At 66.9% G+C, this 18707-nt stretch carries 10 protein-coding genes; 6 read left to right on the top strand and 4 right to left on the bottom strand.

The features are described from left to right. The 4 genes from glgB (at window position 1) to ACXJLH_RS22305 (ending at window position 6612) form a co-directional block, all read left to right on the top strand. Window positions 1-2178, top strand: a complete 2178-nt coding sequence (glgB, locus tag ACXJLH_RS22320; RefSeq protein ID WP_457352935.1) for a 1,4-alpha-glucan branching protein GlgB — start codon at window positions 1-3, stop codon at window positions 2176-2178. A gap of 11 nt (window positions 2179-2189) precedes the next feature. Then, window positions 2190-4268: a glycogen debranching protein GlgX gene (gene glgX, locus ACXJLH_RS22315; protein WP_457446325.1), complete on the top strand. Its 2079-nt coding sequence runs from the start codon at window positions 2190-2192 to the stop codon at window positions 4266-4268. Next, on the top strand, window positions 4265-5776 hold the full coding sequence (gene malQ / locus ACXJLH_RS22310) for a 4-alpha-glucanotransferase (RefSeq protein ID WP_457446323.1): 1512 nt from the start codon (window positions 4265-4267) through the stop codon (window positions 5774-5776). Before glgX ends, malQ begins: the two co-directional genes overlap by 4 nt. A 158-nt stretch (window positions 5777-5934) precedes the next feature. After that, on the top strand, window positions 5935-6612 hold the full coding sequence (locus tag ACXJLH_RS22305) for a PEP-CTERM sorting domain-containing protein (protein WP_457446321.1): 678 nt from the start codon (window positions 5935-5937) through the stop codon (window positions 6610-6612). A 48-nt stretch (window positions 6613-6660) separates the two neighbouring features. On the opposite strand, the gene ACXJLH_RS22300 is transcribed toward ACXJLH_RS22305, so the two are convergent. Both ACXJLH_RS22300 and ACXJLH_RS22295 read right to left on the bottom strand, forming a co-directional pair. Continuing rightward, window positions 6661-8490: a glycoside hydrolase family 13 protein gene (locus ACXJLH_RS22300; protein ID WP_457446319.1), complete on the bottom strand. Its 1830-nt coding sequence runs from the start codon at window positions 8488-8490 to the stop codon at window positions 6661-6663. Further along, window positions 8487-10112 carry an alpha-amylase family glycosyl hydrolase gene (locus ACXJLH_RS22295; protein ID WP_457446317.1) on the bottom strand — a complete coding sequence of 542 codons (1626 nt, stop codon included), beginning with the start codon at window positions 10110-10112 and terminating at the stop codon, window positions 8487-8489. The genes ACXJLH_RS22300 and ACXJLH_RS22295 overlap by 4 nt, the downstream gene beginning before the upstream one ends. A 127-nt stretch (window positions 10113-10239) precedes the next feature. Between ACXJLH_RS22295 and ACXJLH_RS22290 the strand changes: the two genes are divergently transcribed. Both ACXJLH_RS22290 and ACXJLH_RS22285 read left to right on the top strand, forming a co-directional pair. Next, window positions 10240-12948 carry an alpha-1,6-glucosidase domain-containing protein gene (locus ACXJLH_RS22290; protein ID WP_457446315.1) on the top strand — a complete coding sequence of 903 codons (2709 nt, stop codon included), beginning with the start codon at window positions 10240-10242 and terminating at the stop codon, window positions 12946-12948. Between the two features lie 147 nt (window positions 12949-13095). Beyond that, window positions 13096-14244: a GGDEF domain-containing protein gene (locus tag ACXJLH_RS22285; RefSeq protein WP_457446313.1), complete on the top strand. Its 1149-nt coding sequence runs from the start codon at window positions 13096-13098 to the stop codon at window positions 14242-14244. Between the two features lie 42 nt (window positions 14245-14286). On the opposite strand, the gene ACXJLH_RS22280 is transcribed toward ACXJLH_RS22285, so the two are convergent. Further along, entirely contained in the window at window positions 14287-14838 is a 552-nt protein-coding gene (locus tag ACXJLH_RS22280; RefSeq protein ID WP_457446311.1) for a PEP-CTERM sorting domain-containing protein, read from the bottom strand. Window positions 14839-14849: 11 nt separating this feature from the next. Beyond that, window positions 14850-18437 (bottom strand): alpha-1,6-glucosidase domain-containing protein, encoded by a 3588-nt coding sequence (locus tag ACXJLH_RS22275; protein WP_457446309.1) that lies wholly within the window; start codon window positions 18435-18437, stop codon window positions 14850-14852. Window positions 18438-18707 lie beyond the last annotated feature (270 nt).

The raw sequence follows: 18707 nt of genomic DNA, 5'->3' as shown, positions 1-18707 counted from the left end.
ATGCTGAACGACGCCGACGTTGATTCCCTGCTGGCGGGCCGCCATGCCGATCCTTTCGGCCGGCTGGGCCTGCACGCGGATGACAACGGTCGGCTCTGGGTGCGCGCGCTGCTACCCGGCGCCGCGGAAGTCGCGCTGCTGGATGCCAGCAGCAAGAAGCACATCGTCGACCTGGAGGAGCGCCGCGGCGGCTTCTTCGAGGCGCAGGTGCCACGTCGCAAGCACCGCTTCGACTACCGCCTGGCCGTGCGCTGGACCGGGGGCGGCGAGGGCGTCTATGCCGACCCCTACAACTTCTACCCCCAGCTCGGCGACGACGAGCTCAAGGCCTTTGCCGAAGGCCGCAACTTCCGGCCCTGGCTGAGCCTGGGTGCGCATGTCGTGCAGTACGGCGACGTCAGCGGCGTGCGCTTCGCGGTCTGGGCACCCAATGCGAAGCGCGTCAGCGTCGTCGGCAACTTCAACAACTGGGACGGCCGGCGCCACCCGATGCGGCTGCGCCACCTGGCCGGCGTGTGGGAGATCTTCGTGCCCCACGCCATCGAAGGCGATCTCTACAAGTTCGAGATCGTCAACGGCAACGGCGCGCTGCTGCCGCTCAAGGCCGACCCCTATGCCCGCCGCGCCCAGTTGCGGCCGGAGACGGCCAGCGTCGTCGCGGCCCTGCCCGAGCCGACGCCGCTGCCGCGCCAGCGTGAGCGCGCCAACCGGCGCGAGTCGCCCATCAGCGTCTACGAGGTGCACGCCGCCTCCTGGCGCCGCGGTGTGGCCGGTGACTTCCCGACCTGGGACGAACTCGCCGAGCACCTGCCCGCCTACGTGGTCGACATGGGCTTCACGCATGTGCAACTCATGCCCGTCAGCGAGCATCCCTTCGACGGCTCCTGGGGCTACCAGACGCTGGGCATGTACGCCCCCAGTGCGCGCTTCGGCCCGCCCGAGGGCTTCGCCCGCTTCGTCAAGGCTTGCCATGAGCAGGGCCTGGGCCTGCTGCTGGACTGGGTGCCGGCCCACTTCCCCGCCGATGCCCACGGCCTGGCCGAGTTCGACGGCACGCGCCTTTACGAATATGCGGACCCCAAGGAAGGCTTCCACCGCGACTGGAACACGCTGATCTACAACTTCGCCCGCACCGAGGTGCGCGAGTTCCTGATCGGCAGCGCGACCTACTGGATCGAGCGCTGGGGCGTCGACGGCCTGCGCGTGGACGCGGTGGCCAGCATGCTCTACCGCGACTACTCGCGGCCCGCCGGCGAATGGATTCCCAACATCCGTGGCGGCCGCGAGAACCTCGAGGCCATCTCGATGCTGCGCGAGATGAACGAGCATGTCGGCGAGATCGAGGGCGCCATCAGCGTGGCCGAGGAGAGCACCAGCTTCCCCGGCGTCTCGGCGCCCACCTACGCGGGCGGCCTGGGCTTCCACTACAAGTGGAACATGGGCTGGATGAACGACACCTTGCGCTACATGGCCGAGGACCCGATCAACCGCCGCTGGCATCACGACAAGATGACCTTCGGCCTGATCTATGCGTTCAGCGAGAACTTCATGCTGCCCATCTCGCACGACGAGGTCGTGCACGGCAAGGGCTCCATGCTGGCCAAGATGCCCGGCGACGACTGGCAGAAGTTCGCCAACCTGCGCGCCTACTACGGCTTCATGTGGGGCCACCCCGGCAAGAAGCTGCTCTTCATGGGCCAGGAGTTCGCCCAGCGCCAGGAGTGGAACCATGCCGAGAGCCTGCCCTGGGGCCTGCTGGAAGACGACCGCCACGCCGGCGTGCAGCGCCTGGTGCGCGACCTCAACAAGCTCTACCGCGACCACACGGCCCTGCACCGACTGGATTGCGAGCAGGGCGGTTTCGAGTGGATCAGTGCCCATGACGCCGAGCATTCCATCTACGCCTGGGTGCGCCGCGACGGCACGGGCCGCATGGTCGTCGTCGTCTGCAACATGACGCCTGTGCCGCGCGAGGGCTATTCGCTGGGCGTGCCCGACGGCGTGACCGCCTGGCGCGAGGCCCTCAACACCGATTCGGCCTACTACGGCGGCAGCAACATGGGCAACGGCGTCGCCGCGGCGGGCCTGCCCGTGCAGGCGATGCCGGCGCATGGCAAGCGCCTGTCCATCACGATCAACCTGCCGCCGCTGGCTACATTGTTCTTCGTTCCGATCTGAGTCTGTAGTCCATGGCGCATCTGCCTGATCTGCAACCCGGCTGGCACGAGCCGTTGGGAGCGCTCGCCCGTGACGGCGGCGTCAACTTCGCCTTCGCGAGCGAGCACGCGACGCGCATCGAGCTCTGCGTCTTCGACGGCGAAGGCCAGCGCGAGCTGCGCCGCTACGCGCTGGACGGCCCGCATGACGGCGTGTTCCATGGCTTCCTGCCCGGCGTTGGCCCCGGCCTGGTCTACGGCCTGCGCGCCCACGGTCTCTATGTGCCCGAACAGGGCCACCGCTTCAACCCGCACAAGCTGCTGCTGGACCCGTACGCGCGCGAGATCGTCGGCCACTTCGGCTGGCGGGCCGAGCACCACGGCTACGAGCTGGGCCACCCGGACGGCCCGCGCTCGCTGGATGCGCGCGACAACGCGACGCAGGCGCTGAAGGCGCGTGTCGCGCCACCACCCGTGAATCACGCGCGTGCCCCCCAGCCGCGCCGCGCGCCGGCCGACGTCGTGCTCTACGAGGCCCATGTCAAAGGCTTCTCCAAGCTGCTGCCCGGCATGCCCGAGGAACTGCGCGGCACCTATGCCGGCCTGGCCCACCCCGCATCCATCGCTCATTTCAAGCGCCTGGGCGTGACGACGCTGTCGCTGCTGCCGGTGCACTACTGCATCGACGAGCCCCACCTCGCCGAGCGCGGCCTGCACAACTACTGGGGCTACAACACGCTGGGCTTCTTCTGCCCGGACCCGCGTTGGGCGAATGCGGCTCACCGCAACGACCCGACCGCCGTGACGGCCGAGTTCCGCCAGATGGTGGGCGCCCTGCACGAGGCCGGCCTGGAGGTGGTGCTGGACGTCGTCTACAACCACACGCCCGAGGGCAACGAGTTCGGCCCGACGCTGAGCTTGCGTGGCCTGGACAACGCCACCTGGTACCGGCTCGTCGCGGATGACAAGAGCCGCAATGAGAACCTGACCGGCTGCGGCAATACCGTCAACTGTGCCCACCCGCGCGTGACGCAGTTCGTGCTGGACTCGCTGCGCTACTGGGTCGCCGAGATGGGCGTCGACGGCTTCCGCTTTGACCTGGCGCCGGTGCTGGGCCGCACGAACCAGGGCTATGACCCGAATGCCGCCTTCTTCACCGCGCTGCGCCAGGACCCGTTGCTGGCCGGCGTGCACCTGATCGCCGAGCCCTGGGACGCGGCCTACGACGGCTACCAGGTCGGCCGCTTCCCCGGCCGCTTCCTGGAGTGGAACGACAAGTTCCGCGATGCCGTGCGCGGCTATTGGCTCGGCGCCGGACCGGGCGTCGGGCGCGGAGAGCTGGCGCGGCGCTTCATGGCCTCGAGTGATGTCTTTCACCATGGGCAGCGGCTGCCCACCGCCTCCGTCAACTTCGTGGCCGTTCATGACGGCTTCACGCTGGCAGACCTGACGAGCTATTCCACCAAGCACAACCACGCCAATGGCGAAGAGAACCGTGATGGCCGCGACGGCGAGCTCTGCGCCAACTTCGGTGCCGAAGGCCCGACCGAGGACGCCGCCATCAACGCCACCCGCGAACGCGTTCGCCGCGCTTTGCTGGCCACGCTGCTGCTGGCGCAAGGCACGCCGATGCTGTGCGCCGGTGACGAGATCGGCAATGGCCAGGGCGGCAACAACAACGCGTATTGCCAGGACAACGGCATCACCTGGCTGAACTGGGACCAGGCTGAAGGCCGCACGACCGAGCTCGTCGCGCAACTGCTGACCCTGCGCGCGAGCGAGCCGCTGCTGCGCCACCCGCGCTGGTTTGCCAGTGGCCCGGCAGACGCCAGCATTGCCTGGTACGCGCCCAGCGGCCACGAGATGAGCCCGCACGACTGGCACGACGCCGGCCAGCGCGCTTTCGGCGCCCAGCTGCGCGAAGCGGATGCCGGCGCGCCGCGGCTGATGATCGTCTTCAACCCCGACCCGGCGCCGCTGCCCTTCCTGCTTTGCAACGGGCCCTGGCAGCTCGTGCTCGACAGCAGCGGCGAATCGGCCGCGCCCCTCGTTCTTCCCGGCCAGCCGCTCAATGTGCCGGCCCGTTCCCTCGTCGTACTGCGCCACGCATGAACCTGAACCAACGCTCCTCGGGTGTGCTGCTGCACATCACCTCGCTGCCCGGCCCCCATGGCATGGGCGACTTCGGCCCCGACGCTTATCGTTTCGTCGACTGGTTGCAGTCCGCCGGCCAGTCCGTCTGGCAGTTGCTGCCGACGACGCCCATCGGCCCCGGCGACAGCCCCTACCAGGGCGTGTCGGCCTTCGCCGGCAGCCAGTGGATGGTGGCGCTGGAACCGCTGGTCGCCAAGGGCTGGCTGACCCAGCCGAGCGTCCCGGCCTTCAACGGCGGCCTAATCAACTATGGCGAGGTCACGCCCTGGCGCGAGCAGCAGTTGCGCGCCGCGGCCAAGGGCTTCTTCGCCAACGCGGCGGACGCGGACCGCATCGCCTTCGCCAAGTGGTGCCTGGAAGCGCAAAGCTGGCTGGACGACTACGTCCTCTTCATGGCCATCCGCTCGCCGCTGAACGGCCAGCCGTGGTGGGAATGGAGCGAAGGCCTGAAGAAGCGTGAGTCCGCGGCACTGGCGGCGGCGCGCAAGGACTACGCCGACGAGATCGCCTTTTGGCAATTCGTGCAGTGGCAGTTCGACGTGCAGGCCGGAGCGCTCAAGAGCTACGCCAACGAGCGCGGCGTCCACATCATGGGTGACCTGCCCATCTTTGTCGCCCACGACAGCGCCGACTGCTGGTCGCGCCCGGACCTTTACGAGCTGGACGACAACTTCCAGACCACGGTGGTGGCCGGCGTGCCGCCCGATGACCTCGGCCCGCTCGGCCAGCGCTGGGGCAACCCGCTCTACCGGTGGGACAAGATGGCCGACGAGAACTACGCCTGGTGGACGGCGCGCATCCAGCGCGCGCTGACGCAGGCCGACGTCTTTCGCATCGACCATTTCCGCGGCTTTGCCGGCTACTACGAGATTCCCGCCAGCAGCCCCGACGCCACGCAGGGCCAGTGGCTGACCGGCCCGGGCATGGCCCTCTTCGACGCCATCAGACAAGCCCTGGGCCCGCTGCCCATCGTGGCGGAGGACCTGGGCTTCATCACCGATGACGTGCACGCGCTGCGCGATGGTTGCGGCTTCCCCGGCATGAAGATCCTGCAGTTCGCCTTCGGCGCTACAGCGCAGCACGAATTCCTGCCGCATATGTGGCCCAGGGCCTCGGTGGCCTACACCGGCACGCATGACAACGACACCGTGCGCGGCTGGTGGGACCAGGCCAAGCCTCGCGAGCGCGCCTTTGCCGGCTCTTACCTCGCCTGCGGCGACCACGACGTGCACTGGGCCATGATCCGCGCCTGCGCGAATTCAGTGGCCAACATGGCCGTGTATCCGCTGCAGGACGTGCTTGGCCTGAACAGCGCCCACCGCATGAATGTGCCCGGCGTGCTGGGTGGCAACTGGGGTTGGCGCTTCCACTGGGGCATGCTGGGCAGCGAGCCGGCCCGTGTGCTCGGACTCATTACCGCGGCTTCGGGCCGGGGCCCGTTCGAGCTGTTGAAGCTGCCCGCCTGACGCTGCAAGCCGCCTTCCCCCTGAACCGGGGGGCGGTTTGGCTTCATCGGTAGCACGTTGTTGATCAATCAGAGGGGCGGGCTGCGGGGCATTTCGCTAGCATCGGCCGGTTTCCTCGGTGCGCCTTTGCGCCGGGGCGCTTCCAAAGAAGGTCCACCATGCAGATCAAGACCCTTGCCGCCGCCGCGGCCCTGCTCGTTTCCGGCCTGGCCAGCGCCACCACGACGCTGAACGCCGGCTCCTACTCAGTCACCTACGACGAAACCACCACGGGCTTCGGCTGGATCAGCAGCTGGTTCACGGCCGGTGGCGGCGCTGTGGGCTTCGATTGGTCGGTGGACCCGTCGGTGAACGTCACGAGCGTGGGTGGCGCGGCGATGTCGGCCACTTTCGCCATTCCCGACTTCACCATCTCGGTCAACCCGGGCTACGCCTTGAGCGGTGCCGTCATGTCCAGCCTGGGCAACATCGTCTACGCCCAGAACGGCGGCGCGACGACGTCGATCACCGCGACGGGCATGGTCTCGCTGGATGGCGGCGCGCCCATGGCGTTGCCTTCTGCGCCCCTGACGCAGACGGTCATCAACCCCTTCTTGGGCTATTTCTCCGGCTCTACCAGCGTGCCGGTCGGCGCGTTCAGCAGCTTCGCCGTGACGGGCGCTTCCATCACGCTGAATGCGTCCGGCGGCAGCTTCGCCGCCATCGGCGCGCAGCCGCAGAACAAGCTGAGTTTCGCGTTCACCGCAAACCCCGTGCCGGAACCTGAAACCTATGCCCTGCTGCTCGCCGGCCTGGGTGTTGTCGGCCTGCTGGCACGCCGCCGTCGCCCCTGCTGATAGGCGTTCGCCTCGGCAACAAGGGCTCCGCAAGAAGCCCTTTTCCGTTCAGCGCGAGACTTCCAGGATCAGCGGGCTGCGCGCCGCCACCGTCAGCGCGGCGCCGAGGCTGAACTCCCGGTCACCGAGGACGTCGCGGGCACGGTCGCCCGCGGCCACGCGCTCGCTGAAGCGGGACAGCGCCAGATTCACCGGCTCGGCGCTCTTGTTCAGCACGACCATGACGGTGCGGTCGGCTTCGTAGCGGAAGAAGACATGGCAGCCGTCCAGCGGTGCGTACTGCATCAGCGCGCCGTCGTGGATGGTGGTGGCGCCCTTGCGCCAGTTGAAGAGGCGGCGCGTCCAGTCCTGCATCTCACGCTGCTCGGCCGTCAGGCCCGCGCCGGTGAAGGCGTTGACGGTGTCGCCGGGCCAGCCGCCGGGCATGTCGGCGCGCACGCGGCCGTCGTCGCGCTCCACGGGGCTCTCGAGCAGGATCTCGCTGCCGTAGAACAGCTGCGGGATGCGCCGCGTGGTGGCGAGGTAGGCCAGCGCGATCTTGGTCAGGCCGACATCGCGCTTGAGCAGCGAAAACAGGCGCGGCGTGTCGTGGTTGCCGTCGAACAGCACGAGGTTGGCCGGGTCGGGGTAGACGAAGTCATGCGCCAGCCCCTCGTAGAGCTTGGTCAGGCCGGTGTGGGCGCCGTCGTCCTCGGTCAGCGCGGCCAGCAGATTGCCCTGCAGCGGGAAGTCCATCAGGCTGGGTGCGTATGACACATAGCCGTCATGGTTCTTCTTGCCGCGCTGCCAGTAGGACACGACGGCCGGGTGCGGGCTCCATTCCTCGCCGACGATGTTCAGGCGCGGGTACTCCTGCATGACGCGGGCGGACCAGCGGGTCAGGAAGTCGCGGTCGGAGTAGGAGTAGGTGTCGGTGCGGATGCCTGACAGGCCGAAGCGCTCGACCCACCACAGCGTCATCTGCGTCAGATAGGTGGCCAGCTCGGGCCGGCGCTGGTTCAGGTCGGGCATGCCGGGAACAAACCAGCCATCGGTGAAGCGCAGGCGGTCGCTGGCCGAGGCGTAGGGATCCTGCAGCGTCATGCGCGCGTGGTGGGTTTCGGTGTATCCGGCTGGCCATTGGTTGACCCAGTCCGGCGCCGGCAGGTCGGCCATCCACCAGTGGCCGCTGCCGATGTGGTTGAGCACGATGTCCTGGATGACGCCGACGCCCTGGGCCCGAGCCTCGGTGGCGAAGGCGCCGAAGTCGTCGTTCGTGCCGAAGCGCGGATCGATCTTGTAGAAGTCCGTCGCCGCATAGCCGTGATAGCTGTACCTGGCGCTGTTGTTCTCGACCAGCGGCGTCGGCCAGACCTGGGTGAACCCGAGCCCGGCGATATAGCCCAGGTGCTGGCGCATGCCGGCCAGGTCGCCGCCGTGGCGGCCGCCGGGGTCCGCGCGGTTGACGCCTTCCTTCATGTCGGCCTGCCGGCCGCTGCCACTTTTGGCGAAGCGGTCGGGCACGACGAGATAGATGGCGTCCTTGGGGCCGAAGCCCTGGCGATCGGCTGAGCCGGGTGCGCGGGCCAGCAGCGAGTAGCGCAGCGTGCGGCCGGCAATGGTCAGCAGCAGTTCGCCCGGCTTGGCGTCGGGGCTTACGTCGAGGTCGATGAAGAGGTAGTTGGCGCTGGTGGCGCGGTGGCTGCCCTTCAACCTCACGCCGGGGTAGGGCGCCAGCGTCGGCTGGGCGCCGGCAATGCCGCTGCCATGCAGCATCAGTTGCAGGGAGGTGTCGTGCATGCCGACCCACCAGTTGGGCGGTTCGACATGCTGCAGGCCGGCGGCCATCGTGTTCAGGCTCATCAACAGGGCGGTGGTCAGGGTGATCAGGGACTTCATGGCGCTTGCAAGCTGTAGATGCGCACCGAAAGCGGCTGCAGCGTGGCGGAGACGGCGCCCTTGGGATAGAGCGCCCGGGCATGCGCCGTCAGTTCGATGGTGGCCGGTGTGTCGCCGTAGTTGATGGCAACGAGGACACGCTCCTTGCCCTGCACGCGCTGGAAGCTCCAGACGGCGCCGTCGACGCGGTCGGACTCGTAGCGGCCCAATGTCAGTGCCGGCGACGCGCGGCGCAGCGCGATCAGCTCACGGTAGAAGTTGAACAGCGAGCCGGCGTCGCGCTGCTGGCTTTCGGCGTTATGGGCACTGCGGTTCAGGGCCAGCGGGCGGAAGGGCTGGGGGTTGGTCGTGAAACCACCTGCCGCGGTCCAGCTCATCGGCGAACGCAGCGGATCGTCACCCTTGCCGTCGATGCCAGCATGGCCGATCTCCTCGCCGTAGTAGACGAAGGGCGTGCCGGGCAGCAGCAGATAGCTCGCCGCGGCGAGCCGGTAGCGGGCTTCGTCGCCGTGCAGTTGGTCCCACACGCGTTGGCCGGTGAAGATGTCGTGGTTGTGCAGAAAGGTCGCCATCGTCGGCGACATGCTGCGGTAGTAGTCGGCCACCTTCTGCACCGCCGCAACCTCGCCCTTGGCAGCCTTGATGATTTCGTAGTTCTGGTTGAAGGCGAAGGCGCCGCCGCACAGCTCCGGCTTGCCATAGGCGATGGGCTCGGCCGTGGCCTCGCAGACGACGTAGCGGCCGGGGTAGCTCTTGATGAGGTCCTGGAAGCGCTTGGTCAGCACGCGGCTTTCGGGCTGGTCGTTCCAGTCCTTGGCGTTGTTCTCGATGAGGTGAGGCACGGCATCCAGCCGGTAGCCGTCCAGGCCGCGGTTGAGCCAGAAGCGCAGCGAGTCCTCGTGGTACTGCACCACGGCCGGGTTGCGCATGTTGAAGTCGGGCATCTGCGGGCCGAAGGTGCCGAAGAACACGTCCGGCGCACCAGGCTTCGGCGCGGGCAGGTCCTTCAGTTCGCCGGGCCAGTCCCACGGCTTGGTGGCGGCGTCGTACCAGGGATATTTGCCCCAGATGTCCCAGCCGGGGCCCGGCGCGGTATTCCAGACGAACCAGCTGCGCCAGGGGCTATTGCGGTCGGCCACGGCCTCTTGGAAGGGCGGGAATTGCCAGGACGCGTGGTTGATGACGTAGTCCATGACGATGGCGATGCCGCGCTTGTGCGCCTCGCGGATCAGCTCGTCGAAGTCGGCCAGCGTGCCGTACTGCGGTTCGATGGCGCGGAAGTCGGTCGTGGCGTAGCCGTGATCGTGATCGGAGCTGGCGGTGATGGGCATCAGCCACAGGCCGCTGACGCCGAGCTTCTTCAGGTAGTCCAGTCGCCGGGTCAGGCCTTTCAGGTCGCCGATGCCGTCGCCATTGCTGTCCTGGTAGCCGCGCACGAAGACTTCCATGAAGACGCCGTGCTGCCAGTTCGCGGGCAGGGCGCTGGCGCGCGGCTGGGGCGGTACCGGCCGTGTGTCGATCTGGGCTTGTGCCGTGGCCGCTGCGGCCAGTGCGAGGGTGAGCAGCAGTTGCTTTTGCATGGTGTTCAGCAGGTGGCGGTGTGGACGAGAAAACTTGTCCATGAGGCAGTCATGTAATCAAACTACTTATCAATCTGATGTCGAGCATAGCGACGACATTGGGTGATTCGCTAGCGGGATTTCGATGAATGTAGTTTTGCTACTATTCAAAAACAACAAGGAGACCTTCATGCCATATCGCCCCCTGCTGTGCTGCATGGCGCTGGGCCTGACGCTGATTGCCGGTGCAGCGCGCGCCAGCGATCTGGACGATTGCAATGCCGAAGTGCCGATCCCCGCACCTGCTGCGCGGCCGGCAGCCGAGGCCTATTGGCTGGATGCGCGGACCGTGCAGTGGCCGGGGCTGAAGCTGCAGGGCGGCGACCGCGTACGCCTGTATCACGCCCGGGCGGCGGGGCTGAAGGCGCCGGCTGGCGACAGGGTCACTGGCGCCGATGGCGCGGTCGAACTCGTGCCCGCCACGGTGGCGCTGCCGGCGCGATTCCGTTTCATCGGTGAGGGGCCGCGCTTCGCCATTGCGGGCGGCGCGGATGCCGCGGCCCTGCTGCGCGAGCAGTTGATGCTGGTGCACGAAGCTGCCGACGGCAGCGTCCTTGGCGCGACAGGCCTGCAATTGCCCGGCGCCCTGGACGACCTCTATGCCGCGGCCGAGCGCGTGACGGATTTTGGCGCCCATCCCGCCAAGGCGCAGACGCGCTTTGCCGTCTGGGCCCCGACGGCCCAGCGCGTGCTGCTGTGTCGCCATGCCGGGCCCGACTCGCCCGTGGTGGCGGTCGATGCGATGCGTCTCGATGCCGCCATCGGTGTCTGGCGTGCCGAGCTGCCGGGCGACCTGAGCGGCCAGGCCTATCGCTACCTCGTCGACGTCGTCACGCCCACCCATGGCCGGGTGCGCAATCTCGTCACCGATCCCTATTCGGTCGCGCTGACGGCCGACTCGCGGCTCAGCGTCGTCGCCGACCTTGCTGCCCCCGCGCTCAAGCCGCGTGGCTGGGACGCCTCGCCGCGCCCGACACGCGTGAGGCTCGCCACCGACCAGGTCATCTACGAACTGCATGTGCGCGACTTCTCGGTCAGCGACACGACTGTGCGGCCCGAATGGCGCGGCAAATACCTGGCTTTCACGCAAGGTGAGTCCAACGGCATGAAGCACCTCAAGGCGCTTTCCAAGGCCGGCCTGACCGACGTGCACCTGCTGCCGGTCTTCGACCTCGCCAGCGTGCCGGAGCGCGGCTGTATGACGCCGACGGTGCCCGACGCGCCCGCCGACGGCGAGGCCCAGCAGGCCGCCGTCATGGCCGTCGCGGCCGACGACTGCTTCAACTGGGGCTACGACCCCTGGCATTTCAACGTGCCGGAGGGCAGCTACGCGACCGACCCGCTCCGGCGCGTCGTCGAGTTCCGCCAGATGGTGATGGCCCTGCACCAGGCCGGCCTGCGCGTCGGCATGGACATGGTCTACAACCACATGGCCGCGGCCAGCCAGGCGCCCAAGTCCGTGCTGGACCGCCTCGTGCCCGGCTACTACCACCGCCTCAATGCCAAGGGCGAGGTTGAGCGCTCCACCTGCTGCGACAACACGGCCACCGAGCATCGCATGATGGCCAAGCTGATGATCGACTCGGCGGCGCTGTGGGTGCGCGAGTACCACATCGACTCCATGCGCTTTGACCTGATGGGTCACCAGCCGCGCGAGGCGATGGAGAAGCTGCAAAAGCGCGTCGACGCCGAAGCCGGCCGCCCGGTGCAACTGCTGGGCGAGGGCTGGAATTTTGGCGAGGTTGCCCATGGCGCGCGCTTTGTGCAGGCCTCGCATCTGAGCCTGAACGGCAGCGGCATCGGCTCGTTCAGCGACCGCGGCCGGGATGCCGCACGAGGTGGCAGCGCAGGCGAGGGCGGCGACGACAGCGTGCGCAACCAGGGCTGGCTCAATGGCCTGGTGTACGCGCCCAATGCCTTGTCGAACGCGAAGCCGGAAGAGCTGCTGGCCGCCGCCGACATGATCCGTGTCGGCCTGGCCGGCTCGCTGCGCGGCTATGAGCTGACGACCTGGCGTGGCGAGACCAAGCGCCTCGATGCCATCCTCTACGGCGGCGACCAGCCGGCCGGCTTCGCGTCCGAGCCGGGCGAGGTCGTCAACTACGTAGAGAACCACGACAACCAGACGCTGTTCGACGTCAACACGTTGAAGCTGCCGCTGGCGACCAGCCGCGCGGACCGCGCCCGCGTGCAGATGCTGGGCGCTGCGGTGGTGGCTTTCAGCCAGGGCATTGCCTACTTCCATGCCGGCCAGGACATCCTGCGCAGCAAGAGCATGGACCGCAACAGCTACGACAGCGGCGACTGGTTCAACCGGCTGGACTGGAGCTACAAGAGCAACCACTTCGGCACCGGCCTGCCGCCCAGGCAGGACAACTTCGGCAAGGACGGCCGCGACTGGGCGCTGGCCCGCGAGCGGCTGACCGATGGGGCCATTTCCCCCGGCCCGGCCGAGATCGCCTGGGCCCGCGACGTCTTTCGCGACCTGCTGCAGATCCGCGCCAGCACGCCGCTGCTGCGGTTGAGCAGCGCCGCCGAGATCAAGAAGCGGTTGAGCTTCCCCGGCAGCGGCCCAAGCCAGAACCCGGTGCTGGTGGCGACGCGCATCGACGGAAAAGGCCTGCCGGGCGCGGGCTTCAAAGCCGTGATGACGCTGATCAACGTCGCGCCGACGGCGCAGACGCTGAAGCTCCCCGAGGAGGCCTCTGCCGTCTGGCGCCTGCACCCCGCGCAGCGCCATTCACAGGCGGCGGATCGGCGCGTGGCGCGCGAGGCCAAGGCGGTTCGCGGTGTCTTCGATGTGCCGGCCCGCAGTGCGGCCGTGTTCGTGCTGGATTGAGGGCGCCGTTGGCGGGATTTGCAGCGGCGCGAACAAGCAACGATATTCCGCCAACGGCTTCCGGTGAGACGCGACGACACGCTGGTGCGCGGGCTTGCCGGTTGAGGATTCAAGGAATGGGTCAACAGAGGTCAGGCGACGTCAACCATGCAAGCTGCGCAAGATTTCGACAAGAACGTCCGCAGAAAGAAGATCCTTCTCAAATATACGACGCTTGTTTTTGTCGCGTATGCCATCACACAGATTGCGACTCTGGGGGCCTACCTTGCAGGAATTTCTTCGGTCAGGCTTCCTGAGGTCTTGCTCCTTGCGTCGATATCGCTAGGTGTTACGGCGATATTCCTGCTGTGGATCAGGCTGAAGAATGTAGCTACCAAGAAATTCGCCAACTTCGTCTTCTTCGGTCAGTTTGCCGTCTGGCTCGTCATGTATTCGGCCTGGTTTCTCGTTCTCAGGGAAGTACGCGGCGCTGCGCTGTTTTGCGCCCTGATGGCGCTGTCGTTTCTCTTGTCGAACGCAAACCTGATCCAGTCCCTCATCGTTACTGCCAGCGCGACATTGCTGCAGATGGCCGGCTCATATGTTGCAATCGTTCATCTGAAGCAGCCTGGATCACTGGGTGTCGAGATTTTCTACGCACTCTGTTTTCTCCCCGCCGCCCTTTTTATCTGCAATCTTTCCGACCAGTATGCCCGTCAAAGATCCGAGGTGAAGGCGGCGAAAAGCGCTGCTGAACAAAGCCGGGACGCTGCGCACCAGCTCAATGCCGAACTGGAAAAGGCATTGAAGATGGTGCACGATATGTCGATTCATGACGAATTGACGGGCCTGTTCAATCGGCGCCATTTGATGGATGTGCTGTCCGTCGAGAAGAATCGCGCCGACCGCACCGGCCAGCTATTCTCAATCGTGGTTGTCGATATTGATCATTTCAAACTGGTCAACGACAGCTTTGGGCATCTCAAAGGAGATGAGGTGCTCAAGGAGGTGGCCAACGCACTGCAAAAGACTTTGCGTGGCTGCGATTTTTCAGCGCGCTTTGGCGGAGAGGAGTTCATGATGATCCTGGGGCAGGCGGGTGCAGATGGCGCAAAGGCCTGCGCAGAGAGAATCCGTCGGCTGATCGAAGTCATCAGATTCCCCGGATTTGGAGATGACTTCAAGGTCACGGTGTCGATGGGGCTGACCGAGTATCGGCCGGTGGAAGACATATCGGAATCGATCTCGCGCGCAGACCAGGCGCTTTACCGTGCCAAGAATTCCGGCCGTAACCGCGTCGAATATGCGAAACGCTGAAACGCGCGGCAGCCAGGGCCTTTGATTTGAATGGTGCGCGACTCAGCCGCGCCGGGTGCGGTGCCCATGCGCGCCGATCAGGCCGAGGCCCAGGAGCACCAGCGCCGCAGTAGCCGGCTCGGGCACGGTGCTGACGTCGAAGCTGAGATTGCCGCTGACCCACTGGCCCTCGGCGACGTTCAGCGCGAAGTCCTTGAAGCCCTCGCTGAACTCGATGCGCAGCAGGCCGTCGGCGCCAGCGCTGGCGCCCAGGAGCGTCAGGTCAAGCGAGCCGGCGTAGCTGCCGCTGCCGCTGGTGCTGTCCAGGGCGCCCGGCGCGAAGGTGAACAAGTCCAGACCGCTGGAGTTGCCGAAGCTGAGCTGCATCTCCGACAACACGCTGGGCGCGAAAGCGTTCAGGTCCAGCGTCCAGGCCAGCGAGTTCAGTACCGCGTTGGCGCCGATGTCGATGAGCCAGACAGTGTTGCCCGCTTCGCCCAGCAGGTTGATGCTCTGCGCGCCGCTCACGTCGACGACGACGGGCGCGGCCTGGGCGGTGAGTCCGGCGAAAGCCAGGGTCGCCGCAGTGGCCAGGCGTTGGAGTTGCTTGTTCATGCCTTGGGTTCTCAGTTGGATGCCGCGGGGCGAGCGACGAAGACGACGGCCGTGCGGGCCGGCACGTTGAAGGCGCCGGTGGTGCGGTCGAACGTGGCTGCGCGAGCGTGCTGGTCGGCGGTGTGCGCCGGGTGCAGTTCCAGCGCGTGGCCGGCGAGCGTGGGCAGCGTGAGCTGCTTGGCGGTCTTGTCGACGTTGATCAGGTAGACGAGTTCATCAAAGTTGGCGCCCGGGTAGCCCACGCCGTTCAGGCGGCCGACCAGCACGGTGGCTTCCTGGTTGGAGCCGGTGTTCAGGAAGCTCAGGCGCGACTTGATGTCGTCGGCCGTGCGCAGGCGCAGCAGCGTGCTGCTCTTGCGGATGCGCAGCAGGTCGCGGAAGGCGTCGCGGGTCCACGCGATGTCATTGGCATGGGGCTTGATCAGCGCATTCGCCAGCAGCGGACGGGCCAGGCCCCAGTTGTCGCCGTTGTCGCGCGAGGGCGGCAGGCCGACGCCGAAGTTGTTGTCGGCATAGCTCCAGTCCAGGCGGTTGAACCAGTCGCCGCTGTCGTAGCTGTTGCGGTCCAGGCTCTTGCTGCGCAGCGTGTCCACGCCGGCGTGGAAATAGGCCACGCCCTGGCTGAAGGCATTGATGGCGCTGGCCAGGATCTGCACGCGGGCGCGGTCCTCCTTGCTGGTGCCGGTGGGCAGGCGGAAGGCGTTGTTGTCGAACAGCGTCAGGTTGTCGTGGTTCTCCACGTAGTTGACGACCTCGCCGGGCTCCAGCACCCAGCCGGCCGGGATGCCGCCGACGTCGATCTGGTCCAGGCGCAGATTGGCGTCCCAGCTCGTCTGCATCTGGAAGCTGCGGATGGAGCCGGCGAGCGACGCCTTCAAGCGGTCGGCAAACCACATCAGCTCGCCGCGGCTCTGACCGGAGGCGGAGGCATTGCTGTCGTAGAAGAAGCCGTTCACATAGCCCTGGTTGGCGACGAGGGCGTTGCCGGAGTCGCAGCAGCCGCCGCCGCGCACCGCGTCGCGGATCAGCGGGTTGAAGCTGCCGATGCCGGAGCCGTTCAGCGACAGCATCTCGGCCTGCACGAAGCGCGCGCCGTTGGCGACTTCGCCGAAGTTCCAGCCCTCGCCGACGATCTGCACCTCGCGGCCGGTGGCGACCTTGACGCGCGCCTTCAGCGCCTCGATGACCGAGCGCGGGTGGTGGCCCATGATGTCGAAGCGCAGCGAGCTGATGCGGTAGTCGCGCGTCCAGGTGACGGCCGAGTCGATCATCAGCTTGGCCATCATCAGGTTCTCGGCCGCGGTGTTCTCGCAGCAGGTCGAGCGCTCGATGCCGCCGGTCGCGCTGAGGCGGTAGTAGTAGCCGGGCACGACCTTGTCGAGCACCGAGTTGGCGTTCTGGCCCGACGAGGTGGTGTGGTTGAACACCACGTCCATGCCCACGCGCAGGCCGGCGGCGTTCAGGGCCTGCACCATGCGGCGGAACTCGACGACGCGGGTCAGCGGGTCGTTGGCATTGCTGGAGTAGCTGCCCTCCGGCGTGCTGAACTGCAGTGGGTCGTAGCCCCAGTTGAAGCAGTCGGTGCCGGCGGTAGCGGCCACGGTGGCCTGCTGGGATTCGCTGTCGGGTGCGCCGCTGGGGGAGGGCGTCACGCAGCTCTTCTCGTTGACGCTGGCGATGTCGAAGACGGGCAGCAGGTGCACGTCGGTCAGGCCGGCGGCGGCCAGCGCCGTCATGTGCTTCATGCCATTGGACTGGCTTTCGGTGAAGGCCAGGTATTTGCCGCGCCTGGCGGCGGGCACGGTGGCGTCGTTGATCGAGAAATCGCGGACGTGCAGCTCGTAGATGCTGAGGTCCGACGGCGCGGCCACGGTGGTGGGCGGCGCGCTCTGGTCCCAGCCATTGGGCTTGGTGGCCTGGGCCTGCAGGTCCATGACAACGCTTTGCTGGCTGCCCAGGGTCAGGCCGAGGGAGTAGGGGTCGGTGACGAGGTTCTTCACCAGGCCCGTGCCCTTGACGAAGACCTGCACCTGGTAGCGGTAGTTGGCGCCTTGCAGATGGCCTTGCTTGCTGAGGCTCCAGACGCCGGTGGCAGCGTCGCGCGCCATCGGCTCGGTAGTGGTGCGGGTCAGGCCCGAGTTGCCCAGGGCCGTCGTCAGCACCAGCGATACGTTCTGCGCGGTGGGTGCCCACAGCTTGAAGCTGGTGTTGCCATTGCTGGCGACGGCGCCCAGGTCGGGCACGTTGTTGGCGGCGGCATAGAGGTCGTCCAGTGCGCCGGCGATCTGGGCGGTGGTGGCGTTCTGCACCTTGCCGTTGGCGTCTTCCTGCACGAGCACGAGTTGCTGCTGGTGCAGGCTGGGCAGGCGAACCACGTCGGCTGCACGCACGTTGAAGACGGTGCCGCTGGCCACGTACTTGAAGCGCAGCGCGTCAGCGGCGGGCACGGTGCCGGTGAAGGCGTCCAGCGTGATGTAGCCGTCAGCGCCTTGCACCGGCGCTTCGAGGCCGACGCTGATCTGGCCAGTGGCCGAGTAATAGAGGCGAGCCGGGCTGCTGGTGGCGATGCGCGGCCACTTCACCAGCGTCTTGTTCAGCCACACGGCGCGGGCATCGGTGCTGGAGACCTGGCGCAGGTCCGGCGGCGCGAAGTAGACGGTGGCGTCGCGCTCCACCAGCCAGATCTGGCCGACCTGGTTCTGGATGTTCAGCGCGGCGTACTCGACATGGATGTTGTCGTTGCGGCCGTCCTTGTCGTTCTCATTGGGCGGCATGCCATGGATGATGAATTCCAGGGCCTTGCGGTTCACGTCGCCCTGCGGGTTGAGCACGGGGATGTCGAACACGACTTCGCCGTCGCCCGCTGCGTAGCCGGGCATGGCGCTCAGCGGCACGGGCTGGCCCCAGTTCTCGATGTTGACGCCTGAGGGGAAGTTTGGCAGGGCGGCCACGTTCAGGCCGCTGCCGTTCCACAGATGCAGGCCCCAGGCGCTGTAGCCGCTGTCGAAGCGCTTGTAGTGCACGCGCAGGGTCTTGATGTCGGGCGCGGGCAGCAGCAGCGGGTTGCTGGCGTAGCTGGTGCTGTCGCCCTGCAGGCGCCAGATCTCGTTGGCGCCCGCCTGCAGCACATAGCTCTGGTCGGCGCCGCCGTTGTCCTTGTTGTCGCCGTTGTGCAGCAGGAAGCCGACGGTGCCGCTGCCCGCGGCCAGGGGCACGTCGTAATAGACGCCGAAGTCGTCGCTGCCGGCCGCGTTCCAGCCGCCGTTCCAGTTCGGGCTTTGGGCGGCGTTCCAGGTGTGGATCTGCCAGCCGGCGTAGTCGCCGCCCGAGCGGCGGTAGTGCACGCGCAGCGAGGTGGCGGGTGCACCGGGCGTAGCCACGGCGGCAATCTTGGCGCGTGGCGCCTGCTGGGCGACTGGCACGCCGGCCAGCAGCTCAACGCCGCTGCTGTCTTCGGCTGCCGCGCTGCTGACGCTGCTCATGGTGGCCTGTGGTTCGACGCTCCCGCCGCCACAGGCCCCCAGCAGCGCCAGCGCGCCGATTGCCAAGCCCGTGATCGCCTGTCGCGCCTGCAGCGCCCAGCCTGCCCATGCCTTCATGTCGTGCACTCCTTGGAAGTGCGCGGATGCTATTGAAGCAAAACTACATATGGAAGCTGGTGAAATCCCGAGGGGAAGTTCATGAATTTCCACTATGTATAGAGAGATTCGCCCAGAAGGCTCATGGATCTATTTGATCTATGTGTAGTTTTATTTCAATCATGATGCCTTGCGTCTGGAAGGAAACGAAAGATGTGACGACTGAGGAAATCGTGAGGATGACTCACGACATGCGGGCAGCGCAGGACTAAGCTTCAACCAGGAGACTGC

It is taken from the genome of Roseateles sp. P5_E4 (genome assembly GCF_054049255.1).
This window is presented reverse-complemented; position numbering and strand designations above follow the sequence as displayed.